At 37.5% G+C, this 23435-nt stretch carries 20 protein-coding genes and 1 riboswitch; of the genes, 14 read left to right on the top strand and 6 right to left on the bottom strand.

What is annotated here, in order from left to right:
- Window positions 1-47: 47 nt before the first annotated feature.
- Window positions 48-506 carry a threonine/serine exporter family protein gene (locus OC533_RS05425; RefSeq protein WP_033533337.1) on the bottom strand — a complete coding sequence of 153 codons (459 nt, stop codon included), beginning with the start codon at window positions 504-506 and terminating at the stop codon, window positions 48-50.
- Between the two features lie 13 nt (window positions 507-519).
- A complete protein-coding gene (locus tag OC533_RS05420; RefSeq protein WP_003729317.1) occupies window positions 520-1272 on the bottom strand; it encodes a threonine/serine exporter family protein in 753 nt (250 codons plus the stop codon).
- Between the two features lie 164 nt (window positions 1273-1436).
- Here OC533_RS05420 and OC533_RS05415 point away from each other — a divergent pair, with 164 nt between their 5' ends.
- Entirely contained in the window at window positions 1437-1646 is a 210-nt protein-coding gene (locus OC533_RS05415; protein ID WP_003760724.1) for a YdbC family protein, read from the top strand.
- A gap of 21 nt (window positions 1647-1667) precedes the next feature.
- Window positions 1668-2327 (top strand): alpha/beta hydrolase, encoded by a 660-nt coding sequence (locus OC533_RS05410; RefSeq protein ID WP_070753644.1) that lies wholly within the window; start codon window positions 1668-1670, stop codon window positions 2325-2327.
- A 36-nt stretch (window positions 2328-2363) separates the two neighbouring features.
- On the opposite strand, the gene OC533_RS05405 is transcribed toward OC533_RS05410, so the two are convergent.
- Both OC533_RS05405 and OC533_RS05400 read right to left on the bottom strand, forming a co-directional pair.
- Window positions 2364-3548, bottom strand: a complete 1185-nt coding sequence (locus OC533_RS05405; protein ID WP_041918362.1) for a class I SAM-dependent rRNA methyltransferase — start codon at window positions 3546-3548, stop codon at window positions 2364-2366.
- 91 nt (window positions 3549-3639) lie between these two features.
- Window positions 3640-5049, bottom strand: a complete 1410-nt coding sequence (locus OC533_RS05400; protein WP_072218678.1) for an invasion associated endopeptidase — start codon at window positions 5047-5049, stop codon at window positions 3640-3642.
- A gap of 424 nt (window positions 5050-5473) precedes the next feature.
- On the opposite strand from OC533_RS05400, the gene secA2 reads away from it, so the two are divergent.
- From secA2 to OC533_RS05345, 11 genes are all read left to right on the top strand, one after another.
- Window positions 5474-7804, top strand: coding sequence for an accessory Sec system translocase SecA2 (secA2, locus tag OC533_RS05395; protein ID WP_045554414.1), 2331 nt, complete (start codon window positions 5474-5476; stop codon window positions 7802-7804).
- A 115-nt stretch (window positions 7805-7919) separates the two neighbouring features.
- Window positions 7920-9089 (top strand): AI-2E family transporter, encoded by a 1170-nt coding sequence (locus tag OC533_RS05390; RefSeq protein ID WP_003760732.1) that lies wholly within the window; start codon window positions 7920-7922, stop codon window positions 9087-9089.
- A gap of 260 nt (window positions 9090-9349) precedes the next feature.
- The gene (locus OC533_RS05385) at window positions 9350-10063 is read left to right on the top strand and encodes a WxL domain-containing protein (RefSeq protein ID WP_194323244.1); all 714 of its coding nucleotides are present in this window, start codon (window positions 9350-9352) and stop codon (window positions 10061-10063) included.
- Between the two features lie 69 nt (window positions 10064-10132).
- Entirely contained in the window at window positions 10133-11158 is a 1026-nt protein-coding gene (locus OC533_RS05380) for a DUF916 and DUF3324 domain-containing protein (RefSeq protein WP_185590207.1), read from the top strand.
- A gap of 17 nt (window positions 11159-11175) precedes the next feature.
- On the top strand, window positions 11176-13641 hold the full coding sequence (locus OC533_RS05375) for a hypothetical protein (RefSeq protein ID WP_194323245.1): 2466 nt from the start codon (window positions 11176-11178) through the stop codon (window positions 13639-13641).
- Between the two features lie 112 nt (window positions 13642-13753).
- Window positions 13754-15157 carry a cryptochrome/photolyase family protein gene (locus tag OC533_RS05370; RefSeq protein WP_194323246.1) on the top strand — a complete coding sequence of 468 codons (1404 nt, stop codon included), beginning with the start codon at window positions 13754-13756 and terminating at the stop codon, window positions 15155-15157.
- Window positions 15158-15294: 137 nt separating this feature from the next.
- Complete coding sequence (locus OC533_RS05365) at window positions 15295-15711, top strand: DUF2177 family protein (RefSeq protein WP_194323247.1); 417 nt, start codon at window positions 15295-15297, stop codon at window positions 15709-15711.
- A gap of 32 nt (window positions 15712-15743) precedes the next feature.
- Entirely contained in the window at window positions 15744-17477 is a 1734-nt protein-coding gene (locus OC533_RS05360) for a DAK2 domain-containing protein (RefSeq protein WP_194323542.1), read from the top strand.
- Entirely contained in the window at window positions 17477-18247 is a 771-nt protein-coding gene (locus OC533_RS05355; protein WP_185505353.1) for a DUF1295 domain-containing protein, read from the top strand. The genes OC533_RS05360 and OC533_RS05355 overlap by 1 nt, the downstream gene beginning before the upstream one ends.
- A gap of 125 nt (window positions 18248-18372) precedes the next feature.
- Complete coding sequence (locus OC533_RS05350) at window positions 18373-18915, top strand: DUF1269 domain-containing protein (RefSeq protein ID WP_003760760.1); 543 nt, start codon at window positions 18373-18375, stop codon at window positions 18913-18915.
- A 222-nt stretch (window positions 18916-19137) separates the two neighbouring features.
- Complete coding sequence (locus OC533_RS05345; protein ID WP_003760764.1) at window positions 19138-19938, top strand: formate/nitrite transporter family protein; 801 nt, start codon at window positions 19138-19140, stop codon at window positions 19936-19938.
- A gap of 39 nt (window positions 19939-19977) precedes the next feature.
- Here OC533_RS05345 and metX read toward each other — a convergent pair whose 3' ends face one another.
- Complete coding sequence (gene metX / locus OC533_RS05340; RefSeq protein WP_003770754.1) at window positions 19978-21084, bottom strand: homoserine O-acetyltransferase; 1107 nt, start codon at window positions 21082-21084, stop codon at window positions 19978-19980.
- Window positions 21085-21100: 16 nt separating this feature from the next.
- Window positions 21101-22378: an O-acetylhomoserine aminocarboxypropyltransferase/cysteine synthase family protein gene (locus tag OC533_RS05335; protein ID WP_003770756.1), complete on the bottom strand. Its 1278-nt coding sequence runs from the start codon at window positions 22376-22378 to the stop codon at window positions 21101-21103.
- A 108-nt stretch (window positions 22379-22486) separates the two neighbouring features.
- Window positions 22487-22587, bottom strand: a riboswitch (SAM riboswitch).
- A gap of 238 nt (window positions 22588-22825) precedes the next feature.
- On the opposite strand from OC533_RS05335, the gene OC533_RS05330 reads away from it, so the two are divergent.
- Complete coding sequence (locus OC533_RS05330; RefSeq protein ID WP_070231666.1) at window positions 22826-23353, top strand: HdeD family acid-resistance protein; 528 nt, start codon at window positions 22826-22828, stop codon at window positions 23351-23353.
- Window positions 23354-23435 lie beyond the last annotated feature (82 nt).

The following is a 23435-nucleotide window of genomic DNA, read 5'->3' as shown; positions in this document are numbered from 1 at the left end:
CAAATTATTCGATAATAAAAAAGCAATCTCGTCTAGAGATTGCTTTTTTAAATACGTTCTTTACGTCCACGAAATGCCCTAATACTATGATTGAATACTTCCGAGAGCATTAATCCCGCTGCTATAGCGCCAGCAACCACTGTAACTTGTACAGAAAAACCAATTGCTTCCGTATAATCACCTAACACAAAATTCCGTACAGCTTGGTAAGCAAGGCCCCCAGGAACGAGTGGCACAATTCCGGGAACATTAAAAATCGTAATCGGCAATTTTTTATATTTCGCAAAAAAGTGACTGAGTACAGCGACAACAAAAGCTCCAGCTAAAGAAGAAGCGCCGGTTCCAGAATCCATTTGCATCAAGGTCCAATAAGCCATCCAGCCAAATGTACCAGTGATGCCGCAAGTATTCAGCGCTCTTTTTGGCACGTTTGTAATAATCGCAAACGTCACAGTCGCAACATAACTCAGCACTAATTGAATAATAATAGTCCAAACTAAATCCATTATAGCGTCTCCTTTATAAGAAAAAGCGGAAAACAACCGCGATTCCAATTCCTATTGCACAAGAAGTAAGTAGCGCTTCCGTTCCGCGTGCCATTCCACTAAGTAAATGCCCAGCAATCAAATCCCGAACCGCATTCGTAATCGGAACCCCGGGAACAAGCGGCATCACGCCACCAATAATCATCGTATCTAAATTAATTCCCCATCCAATCGAAATCGTCAAAACAGCTAAAAGCCCAACACTCAATGAAGCTAAAAATTCCGCGAGAAACTTCACCTTCATAAAAATTTGCGTATAGTAAAAAATGATAAAACCAATCGCACCAATGATACAAGTTGGAATAAAATCAAACCAACCACCGCCAAAAATAACCATCAACGATCCACTAACAAGTGAGGCAGCAATAATTTGCAACCAAATAGGGAAGTAGCGAACATCTTTATCTAAATTAACGAGTTTTGTATGTAATTCTTTTAAGGAAATTCTCTTTTCAGCGAAATCCCTGGAAAATTCATTGACCATAGATACTTTTTCTAAATTAATTGTTCTTGTTGGGATTTGCTGTAATTGTACATTACGCTCACCTTCAAGTGACATAAAAAGCCCAGTTGGCGTCACGAAACTAATCCCTTTTTTATTACTAGCGATGGTGGCGATGCGGTTCATAGTATCTTCCACACGATACATTTCTGCACCACTTTCCATCATTATTTTACCGGCCATCAAACATGTTTCCAGTAAATAATCTGTTGTTTCATTCGACATAACTAAGCACCTCCAACCCTTTAGTACTTCTCAATCGTAACGCAATCAATCCAAAAATTCTAGTAGGAAGGGCGCTTTTTTTGAATTCACGATTGTTTCAATGTAATTTGGGGTAAATATTTGATAGTATGGTAGATATAGATTCGGAAAGGATAAGGATTATTTTGGCAAATATTGAATATGAAATCATAGAAGAAATAGGCGTATTATCCGAAAATGCACGTGGTTGGCGGAAGGAATTAAACAAAGTCAGCTGGAACGGTCGTCCGCCTAAATATGACATCCGCGACTGGTCAGAGGATCATGAAAAAATGGGAAAAGGGATTACACTAACTGATGAAGAGGCAGAAGCACTAAAAAAACTGTTAGATTAAGGGCTGGTGTAAAGAATGAAAATGTATGCGTATGATATTTATGAGCCAATTGGGAGAAAAGATGGGGAGATTTTTCCAGTGATATTCGCACTTCACGGTTTTGGTGGAGACGAACTTGATATGGCGGGACGATTAGAATTATTAATGGACCGCTTTGTAGTAGTTTCTATGCGCGGTGACGTTGAATATGGACCAACTTATGGATTTTATCATATGGTCACAGAGGGCGATCCAAATCCGCGTGAGGTTGATTATACAAGCTTACGAGTAGCGGAATTTATCGATGAGGTTTGTAATGATTATGTTTCCATTGATAAAAACCAAATCTTCCTTGTTGGATTTGATCAAGGAGCCGTTTTAACAATCTCTATAATGCAAAGTTATGGCGGGCAATATAAAGCTGCTGCGCTACTTAGTGGTCGTTTGCCACATTATTTGGAAGAAAGACCCGCTAATTTAATGCTGAAAGATAAACGTATTTTTATTGGTCACGGCATTGAGGATGCAGTTATTCAAATAGCCGAAGCAGAAGAAATTGCTCAGTTTTTCCAGAAAATGGGTTGTAATGTAGAAAAACATAGTTATTTTGTAGGCCATAATGTTAACGAAGCTGAAGAAGACGACTTATACAGCTGGTTTGAAAGTTTCTTGCCTAACCAAAATCAGCCAGTAAAAAAATAATAACAAAACAGCGACCAAGCAATTGGCCGCTGTTTTTTATTTATCCAAAGTGAGGAAAAGAACTTTTAAATAATTCCCTTCAGGAAAGTTTTTATTTACTGTGAAGTCTGCTGGAAGTGAGTGCGTTTCGACAATTTTATAAGTGCGATCGCTTGTTTGAAAAGCTTCGGCAATTAGTTTTTTAAATGCTTTCATCCCAAATCCGGCGTAGTTTGTAGAAGCAATAATGGTGCCATTTGGAGCAGTAATATCAATGATTTCACGGAGCATAGCTGGGTAATCTTTTGCAGCGCGGAAGGTTACTTTTTTTGTGCGCGCAAAGCTCGGTGGGTCAACAACCACTAGATCAAAAGTTAGTTTTTTCCGTAAAGCATATTTGAAATAATGAAAAACATCTTCTACGATAATATCCTGAGAATTTGGATCTAGTCCATTTACTTCTAACTGTTCTTTTGTTTTACTAAGTGACCGTCCAGCAACATCCACACTGGTGGTTTTACTAGCACCACCAAATAGAGCTGCTACGGAAAACGCTCCAGTATAAGAAAAAGTGTTTAGGACGTTTTTGGAAACAGCATAGTCTTCGCTTATTCTTCTCCGTACGTCTCGCTGATCAAGAAAAATACCAGTCATCCAACCATCATCTAAATAAGTAGCGTAGTTAATGCCATTTTCTTTAATAATCAGCGGGAAAGTAGCTTTTTGACCAGCGACAAAATCATCTTTTGTATCTTCTTGGAAACGTCTTTTTTCGTAAATACCTTTAACTTCTGGAAAAGATAAGAAAATCTCTAAAATCATTTTTTGGAAAGAATATACGCCGAGGCTATACCACTGAATCACAAGGTAGCCGTCATAAAAGTCAGCAGTGAAGCCACCAAAGCCATCACCTTCACCGTTGAAAATCCGAAAAGCTGTAGTTGAATCATCTGCAAATAAAAATTGACGCTTTTCGATAGCTGCTGTAATTACAGTTGTTAAAAAGTGCTCATCAAGTTGTTGTTGTTTATCCCAGGTGAAAAGCCAGCCATCGCCTTTATTTTGTTTTCCGTGATACCCACGAGCTATAAATTGACCATTCGTATCTATTAATTCTACTAGGTCGCCTTCCTGTAGATCTTTTGGCCATTTTTCGAAACGTTCTTTTAGAATTAAAGGATAGCCTTCTTTATAGCCTTTTGTAAACTTAGGAAATAGTTTTAGTTTTATCGAGTTTTTCATCATGCACCGTCTTTCATTAAGATAAAATTTCCAACAAAAAACCTGTGAAGCGAACTTCCTGCTCCACAGGTTACTTTAAATTATTAAATAATTATACGCGACCGAATCCAACTAGGAATTTACCCCAGCCAGCGCCGTGGATATTATCATACTTAACGCCATTGTCTTGCGCGTTAATCATTTGACCATTACCAACGTAAATACCAACGTGGGAAATTCCGCTACCATAGTCAAAGAATACTAAATCACCAGGTTTTGCTTGTGATTCGGAAATTCTTGTAGTGCTAGCGTATTGTGCGCCAGAAGTACGTGGAAGAGAAATTCCAGATTTAGCGAATACATATTTAGTGAAACCGGAGCAATCAAATGTAGTTGGTCCGTTACCACCCCAAGAGTAAGCTTTTCCAAGATGTTTTTGAGCTTCAGCGATTAAAGCACTTGCGCTCGCATTGTTAGTGGAACCTTGGTTTGTGTTGGTATTCGTGTTTGTATTAGTATTCGTGTTTGTATTAGTATTTGTGTTTTTTGATGGTGTGCTTGCATTAGTATTGTTGTTTGTTGTGTTTGTTTTATTTGTGTTAGTAGACGGAGCAGGAGCTGGTTTCGCAGCTTGAGTTGGTGCTTTAGTAGTTGTTTGTTGTTCCGTTGCAGTTTCTTTTTTCTCAGTAGTAGCAGTATTCGCATTTGAATTTTCTTTTACTGCTGGAGCTGTTTGTTTTTCAGCTGCAGGAGCTTGAGTTTTTGTTTCTGCTTTTGGAGCTACTGTTTTAGTTGGTTGTTTAATAGCTAATTTTTGACCTACATAAATAGAAGAAGAAGATAAATTATTCCATGACATAATATCTTGAACAGAAACACCGTACTTCACGGATAATGCCCAAATTGTGTCGCCGCTTTTAACGTTATGTGTAGTAGCATTTTGGTCTACTACTGGAGCTTCTTTAGTTTCAGCTGCTTTTGGTGCAGGAGCAGTTTGTTGTGTAGTTGGTTGTTTTACTTCTGTTTTTGCTTCTGTAGCAGGTTTAACTTGTTGTGTCGTTTCTTTTTTCACTTCTTGTTTAACAACTGGAGTGCTAGTTGCTTTGTCTGTTAAGTATTTACCGTTAACGTAACCAGTTTTTCCATCATTGTAAGTAATTTTGTGCCAACCGTTTGATTCTGTTGTTTCAACAGTTACTTTAGTTCCACCTTTAATGGAAGTAAGAATGCTGTGGTCAACTCCAGCGCCAGAACGTACATTAAGCCAAGTTGCGCTAACAGATTTCTCTGCTTTTTCTTCAGTAGCAACCTCGTTTACTTGTAGTTTTTGACCTGGTACGATTTTATCAGTGGTTAAATTGTTTGCTTTTTTAATGGCGTCAACAGTAGTCCCTTTGCTCTGAGCGATACCCCAAAGTGTATCTCCAGCTTCAACTACTACTGTGCTTGCGGATGCGATAGTTGGTGCAGCAAATGCTGTAACCGCAATCCCAGCTGTAGCCGCGATAGTTGCTTTTTTCATATTCATAAAACTCCTCTCTTTTTTTCAGAAAATCTCAGTACGCAATTAGTAATTGAGAATTAATTTTATAGTGATTAATACTTAGTTTACCCAGTTTTTACGCAAAAAACAAATAGATAAAAGCTGTTATAAAGAGAGAGAGCGGACTATACCAACTATTTGTAATGAAACTGTAACAATTAAAAAGCGAACGTGCATTCTTAGGGCTTGAGATGTACTGCTGGGGAGTCCTTTAAGGTGTAAGTAAGATATGAACAAAAAGCAACAACTTTCGCTATGGGAAACCTATTGCTTTTTGTTAATAGAAAAATTTAATACATTTGTAATATTATTCTCATCAGTTTTTCCTTTTTTCTAAACCTGAAATAAATTGCCAGATGACTTTGTGTTATTCTATAATAGAAGGTATGGAGGATATTATATAATGAGACAGAATTATGATGATCGCAAAATTGTGAAACAGTATCGAGAAATAGCCCGTCAAATCGTTAGAAAAGAGGGCTTATATAAAAATATGGACCAAGATGAACTTCGCGAACAAACGAATTTTTGGCGCGAAAAATTCAAAACAAAACCAATGACTGAACGAGATAAGATTAATATTTTTGCATTAGCAAGAGAAGCGGCAAGTAGAATTATTGGTTTGGATGCCGTTGTCGTTCAATTAATCGGTGCGCTTGTTCTTGGTGATGGCAAAGTGGCAGAAATGAAAACCGGTGAAGGTAAAACATTGATGTCTTTATTTGTGATGTTTATCGAAGTGATGCGTGGCAACCGTGTTCACCTTGTTACTGCGAATGAATATTTAGCAAGACGGGACCGGGAAGAAATCGGACAAGTGTTAGAATATCTCGGTATTTCGGTTGCTTTAAACGAATCTGGTTTAGATAAAGATCAGAAAAAGGCGATTTATACAGCAGATGTCATTTATGGAACAGCTTCTGAATTTGGCTTTGATTATTTACGTGATAATATGGTCCGCCAAAAAGAAGATAAGGTACAAAGTGGACTTGATTTTGTTTTAATCGATGAGGCAGATTCCATTTTAATAGATGAAGCAAGGACTCCTTTACTTATTTCTGATCGTAAAGAAGAAGATTTATCGCTTTATCAAACGGCAAATGAACTCGTGCAAACGATGATGAAAGATGATTATGAAATAGAAGAACATAAGCGTTTTGTCTGGTTGAATGATGCGGGGATTGAAAGAGCTCAAAAATTTTGGGGCGTTGAATCACTTTATTCCGCGGAAGCACAGGTGGAACTTCGAATTACAATGCTTCTAATGCGTGCTCATTTTTTGATGCATAAAGATAAAGACTATGTCGTTCTTGATGGGGAAGTTTTAATTATCGACCCGCATACTGGTCGCGCGCTTCCAGGTCGTCGCTTTAATGATGGACTTCACCAAGCTATTGAAGCAAAAGAAGGCGTGGAAGTAAAAGAAGAATCACGCACACTTGCGACAATTACAATTCAAAACTATTTCCGAATGTATAAAAGACTCTCTGGTATGACAGGTACGGCGAAAACTGAAGAAGAAGAATTTCGGCAAATTTACAATATGGATGTTGTCGTAATACCAACAAATTTACGCGTCAATCGTGAAGATATGCCCGATGACATTTTTTATACGAAAAAGGAAAAGGGTAGAGCAATCGTTTACGAAGTTTCTTGGCGTTATGAAAAAGGTCAGCCAACTCTAATCGGAACTTCTTCTATTAAAAGTAACGAGTGGATTAGTAGTCTACTTGATGCTGCAGGAATTCCTCACCAAGTTTTAAATGCTAAAAACCACGCCCAAGAAGCGGAAATTATTGCCAAAGCCGGGAAACGTGGCATGGTAACTTTAGCAACGAATATGGCTGGACGAGGAACGGATATAAAGTTAGATCCGGATGTTCATAAACTCGGTGGATTAGCAGTAATCGGGACAGAACGCCACGAGAGTCGCCGTATTGATTTACAGTTAATGGGGCGTTCAGGTAGACGTGGTGACCCCGGTTTTAGTAAGTTTATGATTTCATTAGAAGATGATTTATTAGAGCAGTTTGAAAGTAAGAGTTGGGAAAAACTGTCTACGAAACTTAAGCGTAAAGCACCTCGTGATGGAAAACCTGTTAACTCGCGTAAAATTCACTCTGTCATTGTAGATGCTCAAAAACGTTTAGAAGGTGCAAATTACGATATTCGAAAAGATTTGCTTTCTTACGATGAAGTAATCGATTTACAACGGAAAATGGTTTATAAAGAGCGCGATCAACTGTTAGAACGAAATAAACTAGGCGTGTCTTCTGAAAAAATTCTTCGAGAAGTCGCGGAATATTCATTTATTCATCCGCTTGAACTTGAGGAAGAAGAGTTGGAGAAATACTATAGCCGCCAAAAAGAATTACTTGGTGGCACTAAATTCCCAATCTCCTTCGATCAAGTGACATTGATGGATCCAGCTGAAGTAGTGGAAGAAATAGTCTCTTGGCATAAGAAAGAACGTAATAAATTCCCAGTTGAAACAATTACTGCAATTGAAAAAGAAGTGTATTTAAACTTGATGGACCAAATGTGGGTAATGCATCTTGACGCTATGGTTCAATTACGAGAAGGGATTCATTTACGCGCATATGGACAGCAAGATCCGCTCGTTATGTATCAAAAAGAAGGTGCTCAATTATTTGAGAAATTCCAAGCTGACTATCATTTCTATTTTGCACATGCTTTACTTGAATTAGATCCAGATGGATTGATTCAAGGATAAATTACAACTTACGCCTGATTTTTTTCAAATTTATGGGTAATTTAGTGAGAACGAGGGTATTAACCTATATAATAGTAACAAACAAAAATAAATTTAGACAAAAGAAGGTGGAAAAGTGAAGGGGACATTAACAAAATTCAAACAGTTTTTTATTGAGAACAAGTTTGTACTAGGATTATTAATTTTCTTGCTAGTAGCGCTTGATATTTATGTATTAACGAAGATTGCCTTTATTTTTGATCCACTAATGGTAATTCTTAAAACCGTTGCTGCGCCAATTATTTTAGCGGGGATTTCCTATTACTTATTTAACCCAATAATTGACTGGCTTGAGAAAAAAAAGTGGAAGCGAGGCTGGGCAATTGCCTTGTTATACTTAGTAATTATCGGTTTAATCATTCTATTATTTAGTTTTGTTATTCCAGCAGTGAAAGATCAAATTGTTAGCTTATTTAAATCTTTCCCAGGTTATTGGGATCAAATCACCCAAAAATTTGACGAATTTAGTCGTTCGAGCTTGTTTGATCAAATAAAAGATAAATTAAGCACTAATATGAGCGATATTATGAAAACTCTTTCGACTAAAGGAACTTCCGTTATTAATAGCGCGATTACAAGTATTGGAAGTATTGTTGGAACGGTTACCGAAGTAGTATTAGCAATCGTAACTACACCGCTTGTATTATTTTACTTATTAAAAGATGGGAAAAAATTACCAGATTTCCTATTAAAAATGTTGCCTGTAAATGGTCGTGCGCATACTCGCCAAGTACTTGGTGAAGCAAACCACCAAATTAGTTCTTATATTCGTGGACAAATTATTGTTAGTTTATGTATTGGTATTCTGTTATTTATCGGTTATTTAATTATTGGCTTACCATATGCATTAACGCTTGCGATCATTGCCGCATGTACTAGCATTGTTCCATATCTAGGACCGGCAATCGCAATTACACCAGCTATTATTATCGCAATTGTAACTTCTCCTTGGTTATTAATTAAATTAATTATTGTATGGTGTGTTGTTCAATTATTAGAAGGTAAATTTATTTCGCCTCAAGTAATGGGTAAAACATTAAAAGTACACCCTATTACAATTTTATTCGTTATTTTAGTAGCCGGAAATCTTTTCGGTATACTCGGAGTTATCTTTGCAGTACCAGGTTATGCTGTGCTTAAAGTAGTTGTAACACATGTATTTATTTGGTTCAAACGAGTTTCAGGGCTTTACGGAGAACAACCTGAGAGTGAGTATGTTGTAACGCCCCCTGAAGAAAAAGAATAAAACTAACAAGAGTTCTATTAGTTAGAAAGGTATTTTCTAGCTTAATAGGGCTCTTTTTTTGATGATTAAAAGTGTTCACAGAAAAGACATAATTTTTTTCTTTACAAGATGAGTCCGATAATAGAGCGGTTTTTATGTAAAATTTTTAACGTTTACTAAAAAGAATGTGATAAAATTTATTATTTTTCATAAGTTGTACATATTTTTGAAGCTCTTTTCGTCATAATATAAAGATAACGCATGACGAAAGGAGAAACAAAATGATTTTCAAAAAAACATTAATTGTAGGATTAATTGGCATAACTTCAGTCACACTTTTTGCACCGTCTGCTTTTGCAGTATCTTCAGAAGGGGATTCAAAAGCATCAATTAAATTTAAAGCAGGAACTGGGGTAGTTAATCCGGTTGACCCAGAAGATCCAACGAAACCGATAGATCCATTAGACCCAAGTAATCCGACTGATCCGGGAACTGGAAATACTGGTTCGCTAACAATGGATTATGTATCTTCTGTGAATTTCGGGGAACATGAAGTATCCACTTCGGAACAAAGCTATTCTTCCACTTCAAGAAAACCGTTTATTCAAGTATCTGACCGCCGCGGAACAGGTGCTGGTTGGAAGGTTACTGCAACAGCAACTGCCTTTAAAGACGAGGATGGAGCAGCTTCACTATCAGGAGCTAAACTATCATTTAAAAACGGAGAAACAGTTTCTTCAAGTACAACGGCAACAACGCCAACTGCTGTTCAAACAGTAGAACTACCGGCCGACGGAACTTCAATTGTAAATGTTGTTTCGGCAAAAGAATCTGAAGGTATGGGGACTTGGATTAATCGTTGGTTTGGCGCGACACCTAATGATGCAGCTAGCTTAAATGACAATGTTAAGTTAACGATACCAGCAGGAAGTGCAACTCTAGGAGACCATGAAGCAACAATTACATGGACACTATCTGACGCACCAGGTGTTTAAAAAATTTGCGTTTAGAATTTCATTTCTAGACGCAAAATTTTTATTAAAGACGATGAAAGGAAGGTTTAATTGAAAAAAAGTTTTCTTAGCATATTATTCCTTGTTCCATTATTAGTGACGTTCGGCAATTTTACAGAAGCAAAAGCAGCGGAGGGAGATGTCGGCTATTCCGTTCAAGCTAATATTCCCGCCAATCAAATAGACAAAAAACAAACCTACTTTGACTTAAAAATGAAACCAAACCAAAAGCAAACAGTAGAAATAGATGTAATGAATAGTTCAAATGAAGAAATTCAAGTAGAAGCATCAATCAATTACGCGTCAACCAACCAAACTGGTGTGATTGATTACACGAAAAATGACCTTTCTAAAAAAGACAAAAGCCTGAAGTACCCATTACCCGCATTAGCTACAATACCAGACGACCAAAAACTTCTAACGATACCTGTGAATGGCAAAAAAACCGTTCAAGTTACGATTGAAATGCCAGACGAATCAATCGATGGAGTTGTTTTGGGCGCAGTACAGTTCAAAAAGAAAAATCAAACGGAGACCAAAAAAACAAAAGGTGTCTCACTTAAAAATGAATATTCCTATATTGTTGGTATGCAGTTATCTGAAACCGACAAACAAGTCAAACCACATATGAATTTATTAAGTATTAAACCAACTCTTATCAATTATCACACAGCGATAGTTGCCAAATTACAAAACGACCAACCAGTTATTATCAAAAATCTAAGCATTGATGCAAAAGTGTATCAAGATGGCTCGAATAAAATGCTTTACCAAACTAAAAAGGCAGATATGACGATGGCACCAAATTCCAATTTTGACTTCGGGATTGATTGGGAGAATAAACCGTTAAAAGAAGGTAAATATAGATTAAAAATGACTGCTACAAATGGCGTGGAAACTTGGAATTGGGATGAAACATTTACGATTGGTAAAAAAGATCAAGACTTAAATAAAGAAGCAGTGAATTTGAAACAAACGAGCCAGTGGCTGTATGTTGCGCTTGCTGCCGGTGTTTTACTTATAGTATTAATTATTATTCTAGTAATTAGAAAACGAAAAAATAACCAAGAAAAATAAAGAAAGGAGCTGGCACATTGGCTTTCAAAAAATTAATGATTGTATTGACCATAGCGGCTCTTTTTCTAAGTTTTAACCTAGTAGTAGATGCTGAAACGGGTAGTGATAATTTAGCAGCAAATGAAGCGGTAGTCACTAATTTCGCGGAACTGAAAGCTGCCATTTCAGAAGATAACGGGATTGATACTGTTTATTTAGGAGCAGATGTTGAATTATCTGGAGGTATTATCATCCCAGCTTCGAAAAAAACTTTTACTTTATCAGGAAAAAATCCAGCAACTGGTGAAATTCACACGTTAACAGAGACAATGGCATCATCTGGGGCGCAGAGCAGTGTCATCACAGTTAACACAAATACAGGCACAAAAGAAACCACGTTAAAAGATATCAATGTTATTGGGAAAAACTACTATGGAACTATTTCGGTTTACGGGGCTGCAAAAGACGTCGTTCAAAACTATGAAAATGTTCATTATCAAGGTCCGCAAATGATTTATAATCTAAATGGAATAGCTAATTTCAAAGGGACAAATGATATAACGATTGCCTCCGTTGTAAGCGGATCAGCAGCAGTAAATGAAGTTGCGGAAATTAAAGGAGTAAACGTTTCTGGAAAACTAAATATTAATCACGCAAGCGGCAATGCGAATAGTGCGTTTTGGTTTGGTGGTGGAACAGCTGATGTCAATACTTTTACAGTTGAAGAAAATGCAGATGTAACCGTGCTTTCTAACGGGACAGGGATGTTTTATCGCTCAGGCACAAAACCAATTGATATTGATGTAAAAAAGAATGCGAAATTAAATATTACCTCTAACAATAATATTTTTCGTGATACACCAGGTGGGGCGGTTAAAATTGCTGAGGGCGCCGATGTGACAATGACAAAAACGGCTGGCTCTAATCCACTTCTTTGGTCAGCGGATAATATTACCGTCAGTCCAAATGCTCGCTTAATTTTAAATAAAACAGGCGGAACTGGCTATATTATCCAATTTTATAATGCAACCGCGAAATTAGATATTCAGGATCCTCTAAGCTTTTTGGTTGCGACGAATAGTAATACGCCGATGTTTTACTGGCCTTATGCAAATACATTTAATTTAGACGCACAATTGGTAAATTACTGGAATACAGCTGGAGCAATTGATAGGACAGACCAACCAGCACAAATTTTTAATTTACCGAGTGGGGAAAATGTTACTGGGAGTCTAACTTATTCAGGAACAACAACAAAAATTCTGTCTACTAATGCTGGAATGACGCCAACTAATTTCAATCAAAATACGGCGCGTATGATTGCGATGGGGCGCCTTGAAGGAACGATAAATCCAGTGACGGATGGAGAAAGTGAAGTCACCGGAACAGCGACACCAAATGCATTTGTTAATATTGCGTATACAGAAAATGGTGAAAACAAGCTATTATCAGGACAAGCAGATGACACGGGCAATTATCGAATTGCTATCCCGAATGGCTTTATTAAACCTTACACCGATCTAGTAACAACAATTACACAAGACCAAAAGCGAATTACATTAGATCCAGTAACTGTAAAAGATGTGACTCCTCCAAGCGGAGATGCTGTTCCGCAAGTATTAAACATAGGGGATTCGCTCCCAGATGCACACCATTTAGTTACGAACATTACTGATCACTCAGATGGTACGACAGGTGAAGGTGTTACTATTACCATACTAAATGAACCAGATACGAATGTTTTTGGACCAACAGAAGCCATTGTTAGATTAGAAGACAAGGCGAATAATTACGCTGATATTCATGTGCCAGTTTTTATTAAAGATGATTTGACAGAAATTCAAGATGAGCAAGCATTACGAGCAAAAGATTTTTCCGTAAATGTAAAAGACCTTATTAATCTTAATGATGAAGAAGTGAAACAATTCATTCTAGATAAATCGGAAGCAAAAGCATTCAATATCGTAACCGGTAAAGATTTAACGCCAGATGTGAAAGTAACAAGCACAAATCTAAAAAAAGAAACCGGAACCTACACAGCCACCATCCAAATTGGAACTTTGACAAAAGAAATTACCATTCAAGTAACTGGTGAGCTGAAATTCAACCATGTGCCAGCAACTATGTCTTTTGAATCAACCGAACTTAATAATCAAAAAAGTATCGCGAAACGAAACACGGATTTTGATTTATCTGTACTTGATTCACGAGGAGCAGGTAGCAAGTTCAGCGTGACAGCATCAGTGAAATCACCGCTAACTTCAACAACGAATCCAGCACACACGTTACCAAATGGGCTTATTTTCGTTGATAACAATGGTGAGAAAAAGCCGCTTTCAGAAGAACCGATTACTATTTACCAGTCCAATGCGACGGATGACATGATTGTTCCCATTACGTGGGCAGAAAATCAAGGCATCCTTGTAGAAGCAGACGCGGCTCACGCTTATACTAATGAGGACTATGAGACAACAATTGAATGGACATTGACGGATGCTCCGTAGAAAACCTGTTAATTAAAGTTAACAGGTTTTTTGCGTTATAAGCCCTTTGTTTTTCTATATCCAGTCGTTTCTCGTATAATAACGATAAGTAATATGCGAAAGGTGGGAGCAAATGACTTCAGTAATGTGGTTTCGTAGAGATCTTCGAGTAAATGATAATAAAGCTCTCTATCATGCCTGTAAAGAAGAAGATTTAATTTTGTTATTTCAAGTAAATCCAGAACAATTTATCAAAGGAAGCCCTAGTCACCAAGCATTTTTCGCGAGTGTAGCTCATTTCCAACAAGAGCTAAATAGAAACACCCATTTGCAAATCATGTTTGGCGAGCCAATCGAGCTCTTAAAACAGTTAAAAGAAAAAATACCAACTTGGGATAAAGTTTTCTTCAACCGCGATGAAACAGGCTACGGAGCGAGTCGAGACGAGGCTGCCCGAGCATTGTTTGCTGATAAGGAAATCACAGTTCACAGCTATCACGATAGTTACCTTCATTCAGCCGAAGAAGTGAAAAAATCCGCCACTGAATACTACAAAATCTTCACTCCTTACTACAAAAAATGGCGCGAAGAAATAAAGGAAATGCCTTTAAAAGTCACTTTAAAACCAGAAAAAATTAGGAAAGAAAGCTTATTTCCAAAATATGAGGAACAGTTTAGAGAACTGATTCAAGATTTACCAGCCTTTGATTCCGGTGAAAAAGCAGCGAATACGAGACTTGCAAACTTTGTAAAAGAAGATTTAGCAGACTATGACAAAGCAAGAGACGTCCCAGCGCTTGATAAAACGAGTCATTTATCACGCTATTTACGAACGGGAGAGATTTCGATTCGTACGGTTTGGCAGGCGCTTCAAAAAGAAGAAGCTACAGAAGGACGTGCAACATTCGAAAAAGAACTTTGTTGGCGCGACTTTTATAATATGATTTATGTTTCTTTTCCAAAGCAAAAAAACGAGCCTATTCAAGAAAATTATCGTTTTATTGAATGGGAGAATAATCGCGAATTTTTCAAGAAGTGGCAAGACGGGCAAACCGGTTTTCCGCTTGTCGATGCTGCGATGCGCCAATTAAAAGAAACCGGCTGGATGCATAATCGGCTAAGAATGATTACGGCTTCCTTTTTAACGAAGGATTTACTGATTGATTGGCGTTTTGGCGAAAAATATTTTCAACAGATGCTAATTGATTATGCCCCAGCGAGTAATATTGGTGGTTGGCAGTGGGCGGCTTCGACTGGAACAGATGCAGTACCGTATTTTAGAATTTTTAATCCAACAACCCAATCGGAAAAATTTGATCCAGATGGTTCATTTATTCGGAAATATGTAAAGGAATTACAGGATTTGCCTAATAAATTCATTCATCAACCAGAAAAAATGTCTGAAACAGAGCAAAAAGAGCATAGTTTGATTTTAGGAAAAGATTATCCACTTCCGATTATTGATCATAAAGAGCGGCGAAAATTAGCAATTGCGCGATATGAGTTTAGCAAGGAGCATTCTAGGGGAAATATATAGATAATGAATCAATCATTGCGTTAAATGATTGATTTTTTTATGGTAGAAAGTAAGAAGAGTGAGTCTTGAGCAATCTTTTAGGAGTAAGAACCTAGGTATGTTAAAATTCACTTATCAAGTGATAAGGGGGAGTCGGAATGGCGCAATTTTTAAAGCTATTTGTAACGAGTGCTGTAGTTTTCTTAGTTTTTGATCTTTTTTGGTTACTCGTAGCTTCTAAGAAAATGTATCAGCAGTTTATCGGGGAGTTAATGGGGGATGTAAGGCTTGCTCCAGCAGTAATTTTTTATTTTATTTATGTAGTTGGGGTTACTTTTTTCGTATTAATGCCTGGAACGGAGAAAGGTAGCTTAGGTTATACGATTTTAGCCGGAGCATTATTTGGTTTAGTTTGTTACGCTACGTACGATTTGACGAACCTAGCAACATTAAAAGATTGGCCGATTACGATGACCATTATTGATCTCGTTTGGGGAACGGCTGTGACGACTGTGACTTCCGTAATTGTCTACTTTATTAATCTGCATTTCTTCTCAGGAGGAGGTTCGCTTTGAAGGAGTCGGAGAGCAGGCTTCTATTACAAAGCATGTTGAACGGGGCAGCTGAAGTAATTAGTAAAAAAGATGAGCTAAATCGAATTAATATTTTTCCCGTAGCAGATGGTGATACAGGAAGTAATTTAGCTTCTTTAATGCAAGCGATTATTGATAATGTTTCGCCACGAGAATATTCCACGAAAGAACTACTTGAAGAAGTGGCCAGCGCAGCACTGATAGGAGCACGTGGCAATTCTGGAATGATTTTTGCCCAATATTTAAATGCGGTTGCAGAAAGCTATCATCATTTGGAATCTACCTTTGATGGATTAGTCGAAGCGTTTCAAAAAGCAGTTCATAAAGCCTATGAAGCGTTATTAGATCCAAAAGAAGGTACTATTTTATCGGTGATGAAGGCTTGGTCTGAGGCGCTTGCTGGGACATATGAGCAAGAACGTTCTTTTCAACAATCGCTCTTAAATGCGCAAAGAGTTGCGGAACAAGCGTTAATTAATACAGAATTTCAAATGGCTATTTTACGTAAGAACCGGTTAGTCGATTCTGGGGCGAAAGGTTTTTATTATTTCATTGCCGGGCTGACCAATGCGTATTGTGGGGGAACAGTTTCTACGCCAAATAATTATGTGGAGCAGGAAACACCGCAAGAACACACTCATTTTGAGACAAGTGAACCGATTTATCGCTATTGTTCTGAATTTATTATTAAAGAAGCGACCATTTCCCATCAAACATTACGTGAAATCCTTGCGCCAAAAGGGGATTCCTTAGTGATTGCAGGCAATGAAAAACAAACAAAAATACACATTCATACAAATGAACCACAAGAAATATTAAGTTTACTATCAGAATTTGGAAAAATGACTTATCAAAAAGTAGATGATATGCGGCTTCAATATGAGGTAACAAAAAATCCACGAGCAAACATCGCGATTGTAACCGATTCGATTGCTGATTTACCCGAAGATTTCTTGTTAGAACATCAAGTGCACGTTTTACCGATGAATATTTTAGCCGGGGAAGAAAATTTTCTCGATAAATTAACAGTTGGACCAACTTTGATACAACAAAAACTAACGCAGCAACATAAAATGAGCACGGCGCAACCTACCATTCGAACAGTCGATGCATTATTATCGTTCTTAGAAAATAAGTATCAACATGTACTAGTTATTGCAGTTTCAGCTAAATTAAGCGGGACGTATCAACTAATCAAGCAACGAATTAAAGCGCGCGATTTGTCGCCGGAATGGATTCGCGTTATTGATTCCAAGTTGAATTCCGTTGCTCAAGGGCTTTTAGTAAAGCAAGCAGTGGAGTTAGTGGAAACTGGAAAGCCTTTTGATGAAGTTACTCAGAAAATCGAACAGTTAACTGCTCAGACATTCATTTATGTTGCAGTGGCTGATTTGGCGCCAATGGTTGAGTCTGGTCGGATACCGCGAATTTTAGGCAAGTTGGCACAGAAACTTTCATTATATCCAATTGTCAGTCTGGACAGAAATGGCGAAGGGAAATTGATAGGTGTGTCATTTAGTCAAAAACAAAGTATGAAAAAAATCATTAAAAAAGTTGCAAAATTACAACTGAAAGAGCTTGCTATTACGCATGTTTCTTCAGAACGTGACGCGAAACTTTGGCAGAAAGAACTTGAGGCGAAAATAGGAGGAAATAGCTATTTAGTGGATAGTTCAGCTGCAATTGCAATCAGTGCCGGACTTTCTAGTGTCGCGGTCGCAGGGATTAAAAAGGAGGAAACAATATGATGTATTGGATAGTAGCACTCGCTTTACTTGTCTATTTTGTGCTATGGTTTATCATTTCAAAAATAAAAGGTAAATATTCACTAGTAGATATTGCTTGGGGCGGGGGATTTGTTGTTGTTGCTTGGACCGGGTTTTTAACTACTTTTAGTGTAACGATGCAAAGTTTGACGATTCTTATTTTAGTTACTTTATGGGGTGTACGTTTATTTTGGCATTTAGCACGTAGAAATTGGAACAAGCCAGAAGATTATCGCTACGTTAATATGCGCAAACGCTGGGGAACGACATTGGTTAATTTAAAAGCCTTTTTAAATGTTTTCGTTTTGCAAGGTGTTCTCTTATTTATTATTGCTTTACCAATCACGCATACTTTTGCTAATGAATCAGCGGAATTTACTTGGTGGCAAATCGCAGGAATTGTAATATGGATTATCGGTTTTGTGTTTGAAGTTGGTGGCGACCTCCAGTTAGAAAACTTTAAAAAGAACCCAGCTAATAAAGGAAAACTACTAACGACAGGTTTTTGGTCTGTTACAAGACATCCTAATTATTTCGGTGAAGCTCTTAGTTGGTGGGGTGTATTTTTAGTCGCATTAACACAAATAACAGATCTTTGGCTGATTACTAGTCCTATTGTTATCACTTTATTATTACTATTTGTGTCCGGCGTCCCACTACTTGAAAAAAAATACCAAGACCGCGAAGACTTTCAAGCTTATGCCCAAAAAACCTCTAAATTCTTCCCTTTTATTGGTAAAAAAGGTCTGTAAAAGAACTGATTTAAGTAGGAAGGTGCTATTAATTGCTATTTGCCGACTAGTGCGAGTAGAATAAGAGTTGGGTATGAAATAACATGCCTAAATACAATACTTATGAGGCGAGAGGGGTACAACAGATGAAAAAAGAAAAAACAGTGTTAATTATGAATTTCGATGAAGAAAGTATTTCTTATCAAGCTTTCTCTGAAATGAAAAGATTGCACCAAGAGCGCAAAATCATTGGTTATCAAATGGCAGTTGTAAAACATGAGCCAGGAAATAAACTTGTTGCACAAGATTTTCTTGATTTTACTGGTGCCGATAAAAACATGAAAGATAGCCTTATTGGTATGCTAATTGGTATTTTAGGTGGACCATTTGGTATTTTGATTGGTTGGATGGTTGGAGCTATCGTTGGTTCCATGCAAGATGCTGGCGAAGTGAAAAACGCTCTATCCGTATTTGAAAGAACGTTAAAAACAATTCCAGAAGGTTCGACAGGCGTTATCTTAATTGCGACAGAGCAAGAATTAGCTAATGTAAACGATGTTGTAATGGATGAGTTACATGGTCGTGTACAACGCATGGATGAAGCAATTGTGGCCGAAGAAATTAAAAGCGCTCAAGAAACAGAAGGAAAAGCAAAAGATTCTGCTAAAAAACATTGGTTTGGAAAATAAATCAGTTAAACGAGGACAGAGAAATCTGTTCTCTTTTTTGTTTTAATAAGGATAAAATGGGGAAATAAACAACATAAAACAGTCAGATAGAAACTTTTTTCAAGATGGTAACGCTTAACTCATTTTTATTTTCTGAAAACTATTTGCATCAAATTAAAAACATGCTACAATAAACAAGTTGTGAATTTCACAAGAAAATTTTTTGTTTGGAGATGAAATAATTTGGATGTTGAAAGTAGTCCATTAATGCAGAAAATTGATTATAGTACGCGCAAAAAAATTGATTTAGTAAATAATAGTATTCTTCGTTATATTGTGCGCGCGATGTTAGCATGTTTATTCTTAACACTAGGGACTGCGGTCGCTGTAATGATTGGTGATAAAGTCGATCATTTTGCACCTGGACTTGGTAAAATCACCTATGCATTTATGTTTAGTTGGTCGCTCGTTATGATTATTTATATGAATGCTGAGCTGGGTACTTCTAACATGATGTATATGACAACAGGTGTTTATCAAAAAATTGTTAAACCTGGAAAAGCATTACAAATTTTGATTTTATGTATTGTTTGTAATTTATTGGGTGGAATTCTTGCAGGGTACTTAGTTTCTCTGACATCTGTTTTCCATAATTTACCTGCTGACCATTTCTTATTTACTGCCGTTAGCGGTAAACTTGAAAAAGCGCCATTACAAATTTTTGTAGAAGGTATTTTCGCCAATATTGTTGTAAATACGGCCGTGCTTTGTACACTTCGAATGAAAGATGATGCTGGTAAAGTCATTGCGATGATTTTCATTATTTTCATCTTTGCCTTCTTAGGATTCGAGCACGTTATCGCCAACTTCTCATCATTCTCATTAGCATTTTTCGCTTCTGGTGGAACACTTGCTGCAATGACAGCGGGCAATGTGACCGTCAATTTAGTCCTTGCTTTACTTGGGAATTTTGTAGGTGGTGGCCTTGTTATCGGACTAGGCTATGCGTGGCTTAACCGAACGAAATCAATTTATAAAGACTAATAAAAAAGTTACCTCAGAAATTTTCCGAGGTAACTTTTTTTATATGCTTTTAACAGGTAAATTGCTTAAAAATGACCGAATGAGTGGCTCGAACTTCGGTACTTCCTTTTCAACTAGAAAAGCGTCATGACCGTATTCAGAGGCCACTTCATGATAAGTAACCGGCACATCCCATTCTTTTAAAAGCTCATAACCACGGCGCAAATCGTGAATTCGGAAAAGCTGATCGGTCGTAATGCCAATCAGCAAATACGGAATTTTAATTTTTGAAAAAGCGGGTAAATCATCTTTTGCGGGAGCCGTAACGTCAAATAAATCAATCGCCTTTGTTAAATATAGATAACTATTCGCGTCAAACCGCTCGACAAAAGTATCCCCTTGATATTGTAAATACGATTCAATTTGAAAATGCTCTTTTGAGAAAGCGGCAGGCGAAGACTCGGCGACAGTGAAACGTTCAAACCGCTTGGAGAAAAGTTCGCTCGTCCGGTAAGTCATCATTCCAACCATTCTCGCAGTAGCAAGCCCGCCCTCAGGTTGACCAATATAGTTGCCGCCATTAAAATCGGGATCATTCAGAATCGCCATCCGCATAATTAAGTTATAGCCAATCGCATCAGGTCCGGCAGCGAGCGGGGAGGCGATGTTGATAATGCTATCTGTTATATCGGCATAATCAATCGCCCATTCAGTAGCTTGCATTCCACCCATCGAACCCCCAATTACCGAAACAATCCTCGTAACCCCAAGTTGCTCCAAAAGTTCACGCTGCACTTTAATAATATCTTTAATTGAAAATCCGGGAAATTGTAACCGGAAAGGCTCGCCTGTTTTTGGATTAATAGAGGAGGGGCCAGTCGTTCCACTACAACCACCAAATACATTCGTACAAACAAGAAAATATTTGTCTGTATCAATCGTTTTCCCCGGACCAATATAATCATCCCACCAACCAGGGGCGTCATCTTCAAAATGTTTCGCCGCATGTGCCGTCCCAGTGAGCGCATGTTCTAACAAAATACAATTATCGCGTGAGGCAGAAAGTGTCCCATACGTTTCATAGCCAACTAAAACTGGACTTAATGTTTCCCCGTTTTCAAGTAGAAGAGGACTTTTTTGAAATAGTTCTTTTTGCTGTAAGGTCACTTCTCTTCACTTCCTCCTAAATTTGCTCTAGTGCTTTCGTTAAATCTTGAATAATATCATCCGCATTTTCGATTCCGATAGAAAGACGGATGGATTCTGGTTTAACGCCAGCTGTTAATTGTTGTTCTTCGCTTAGTTGTTGATGAGTCGTTGATGCTGGGTGGATTATAAGCGACTTGGCATCACCCACATTTGCTAGATGTGAGAATAACTCCACAGATTCGATAACCTTTTTCCCAGCCGCGTAACCACCCTTAACGCCAAAAGTGAAAATGGAACCGGGTCCTTTTGGTAAATATTTTTGCGCTAAATCGTGGTATTTGTTGTCTTTTAAGCCAGGATAATTAACCCAAGCAACTTTTGGATGGTCATTTAAGAAATTCGCTACTTGTTTCGCATTTTTCACGTGTTGCTCAAGTCGTAAAGATAATGTTTCTAGCCCTAAAATGAGCAAGAAGGCGTTGAACGGGGAAAGTGCGGCACCAGTGTCACGAAGGAGCGAGACACGGAGCTTGGTAATATAGGCCGCTGCACCAACATCATTTGTATAAGACAGCCCGTTATAACTATCATCAGGTACAACGAGTTTTGGAAACTTCCCATTTGCCCAGTTAAATTTACCGGAGTCAATAACAGCGCCACCAATTGCAACCCCGTGACCACCGATAAATTTCGTTGCCGAGTAAACGACAATATCTGCGCCAAAATCAAATGGGCGATTTAAATAAGCGGTCGCAAAAGTATTATCAACAATTAGCGGGACATCCGATGCGTGCGCTATCTCAGCTACTTTTTCAATATCAATAATATTAATATCAGGATTCCCAATCGTTTCAATGAATACGGCTTTCGTATTTTCTTTAATTGCTTTTTCAAAATTTTCAGGTTCGTTAGGGTCTACAAAAGTAACATCAATGCCAAATGTTTTAAATGTATGAGAGAAAAGAGTGTGTGTGCCACCATAAAGCGTTGCTGCTGCGACGATATGATCTCCGGAACCAGCAATATTTAAAATCGAGTAAGTAATAGCGGCCATGCCAGAAGCCGTTGCAACAGCGCCAATGCCACCTTCAAGTAAAGTTAATCGTTCTTCTAAAACAGCTGTAGTCGGATTCATAATTCGTGTATAAATATTTCCAGTTTCCTGTAAACCAAATAAGGCTGCGGCATGTTCTGGGCTATCAAATGTATACGATGTTGTTTGATAAATTGGCACAGCTCTAGAATGCGTATCTCCGTCCGGTGTATGTCCGCCGTGTACTTGAATTGTTTCGAATTTATACTCATTACTCATAAAATCCACTCCTCTTTAATATGTATTTATCAGTAATTTCCATCAAAAAACCTCCCTAGCAGTATATAAGCCGCCAGAGAGGATAGAGTTTCCTAAACTTGGATTTCCGACTTATCTTTCAGAATATACTGCTGGAATTAGCACCGTGAAAATAAATTCCGGTTGCTAAGGCTTCAAAGGGCCAGTCCCTCCACCTTTCGTGATAAGAAAATACTATTAAATTAAGTTATATATTACGCTGGATGAAACAAATTGTCAACTAAGTATTTAAAAAGTCCAAAAATAGCACTTGTGTGTGGAATTTTTGTGACAAAGCTGTTTTTTAGACTAATATTTCATTTTAAAAAGGTTTTAAAATCCATTTTTTAGGCTATTATAGTTAAGACTAATTATATTTCATTAAAAGTGGGGTTAGATTAGCACAAATAAAGGGGAGTTGAAATAAAAATGAAGACATTTACACGTATTCTTGTTTTATTAGCAGGGATTGCGATGATTGTACTTGGAATTTGGTTCTTATTCCATCCGGCTATTTCATTATTAACATCAGCTTTTATGCTTGGTTTCTTATTACTGATTTCTGGTATTTTCCACACATTCTCTTACTTTTCAGACAGAAAATCACAAAATGTTTCTGGTTGGGTACTAGCTGACGGGATTTTATCCATCTTACTAGGTTTCTTGTTATTATTTAATGAATTTGCTGGACCAGAAATAATTGTATTACTTTTTAGCATGTGGGTATTATTCGCTGGTATCATGCGTACTGTTGGTGCATTTACAGCCAAGCAAAACAATATACAAGGTTGGGGTTGGATTTTAACCATTGGTCTTATTGGTATCGTTGTAGGATTTATCGCTCTGTTTAATCCAATTGTTTCTGTGATTGGAGTAATAATTGTTGTAGCAACATTCTTCATCGTTCAAGGTATCGGCGCAATCGCGACATTCTTCTTTATTGGTAAAAATAGTTAATAAAAAAGAAGCTATCTAACTAAGATAGCTTCTTTTCATTATGCATATTTTTACGAAATACTATTAGAAAAAAAGTATTCAT

The sequence above is a fragment of the Listeria sp. Marseille-Q6474 genome (genome assembly GCF_946902005.1).
Taxonomy (GTDB): Bacteria; Bacillota; Bacilli; order Lactobacillales; family Listeriaceae; genus Listeria; species Listeria innocua.
Note: the sequence above shows the minus strand (reverse complement) of the source record. Positions and strands in the feature narration are given on the sequence as shown.

Bases quoted from the DNA above. Each gene is read 5' to 3' on its own strand.
- OC533_RS05425 (WP_033533337.1), bottom strand. From the start codon at position 506: ATGGATTTAGTTTGGACTATTATTATTCAATTAGTGCTGAGTTATGTT.
- OC533_RS05360 (WP_194323542.1), top strand. From the start codon at position 15,744: ATGTTGAACGGGGCAGCTGAAGTAATTAGTAAAAAAGATGAGCTAAAT.
- OC533_RS05385 (WP_194323244.1), top strand. From the start codon at position 9,350: ATGATTTTCAAAAAAACATTAATTGTAGGATTAATTGGCATAACTTCA.
- OC533_RS05335 (WP_003770756.1), bottom strand. From the start codon at position 22,378: ATGAGTAATGAGTATAAATTCGAAACAATTCAAGTACACGGCGGACAT.
- OC533_RS05370 (WP_194323246.1), top strand. From the start codon at position 13,754: ATGACTTCAGTAATGTGGTTTCGTAGAGATCTTCGAGTAAATGATAAT.
- OC533_RS05400 (WP_072218678.1), bottom strand. From the start codon at position 5,049: ATGAAAAAAGCAACTATCGCGGCTACAGCTGGGATTGCGGTTACAGCA.
- OC533_RS05420 (WP_003729317.1), bottom strand. From the start codon at position 1,272: ATGTCGAATGAAACAACAGATTATTTACTGGAAACATGTTTGATGGCC.
- secA2 (WP_045554414.1), top strand. From the start codon at position 5,474: ATGAGACAGAATTATGATGATCGCAAAATTGTGAAACAGTATCGAGAA.
- OC533_RS05350 (WP_003760760.1), top strand. From the start codon at position 18,373: ATGAAAAAAGAAAAAACAGTGTTAATTATGAATTTCGATGAAGAAAGT.
- OC533_RS05355 (WP_185505353.1), top strand. From the start codon at position 17,477: ATGTATTGGATAGTAGCACTCGCTTTACTTGTCTATTTTGTGCTATGG.
- OC533_RS05330 (WP_070231666.1), top strand. From the start codon at position 22,826: ATGAAGACATTTACACGTATTCTTGTTTTATTAGCAGGGATTGCGATG.
- OC533_RS05410 (WP_070753644.1), top strand. From the start codon at position 1,668: ATGTATGCGTATGATATTTATGAGCCAATTGGGAGAAAAGATGGGGAG.
- OC533_RS05405 (WP_041918362.1), bottom strand. From the start codon at position 3,548: ATGAAAAACTCGATAAAACTAAAACTATTTCCTAAGTTTACAAAAGGC.
- OC533_RS05365 (WP_194323247.1), top strand. From the start codon at position 15,295: ATGGCGCAATTTTTAAAGCTATTTGTAACGAGTGCTGTAGTTTTCTTA.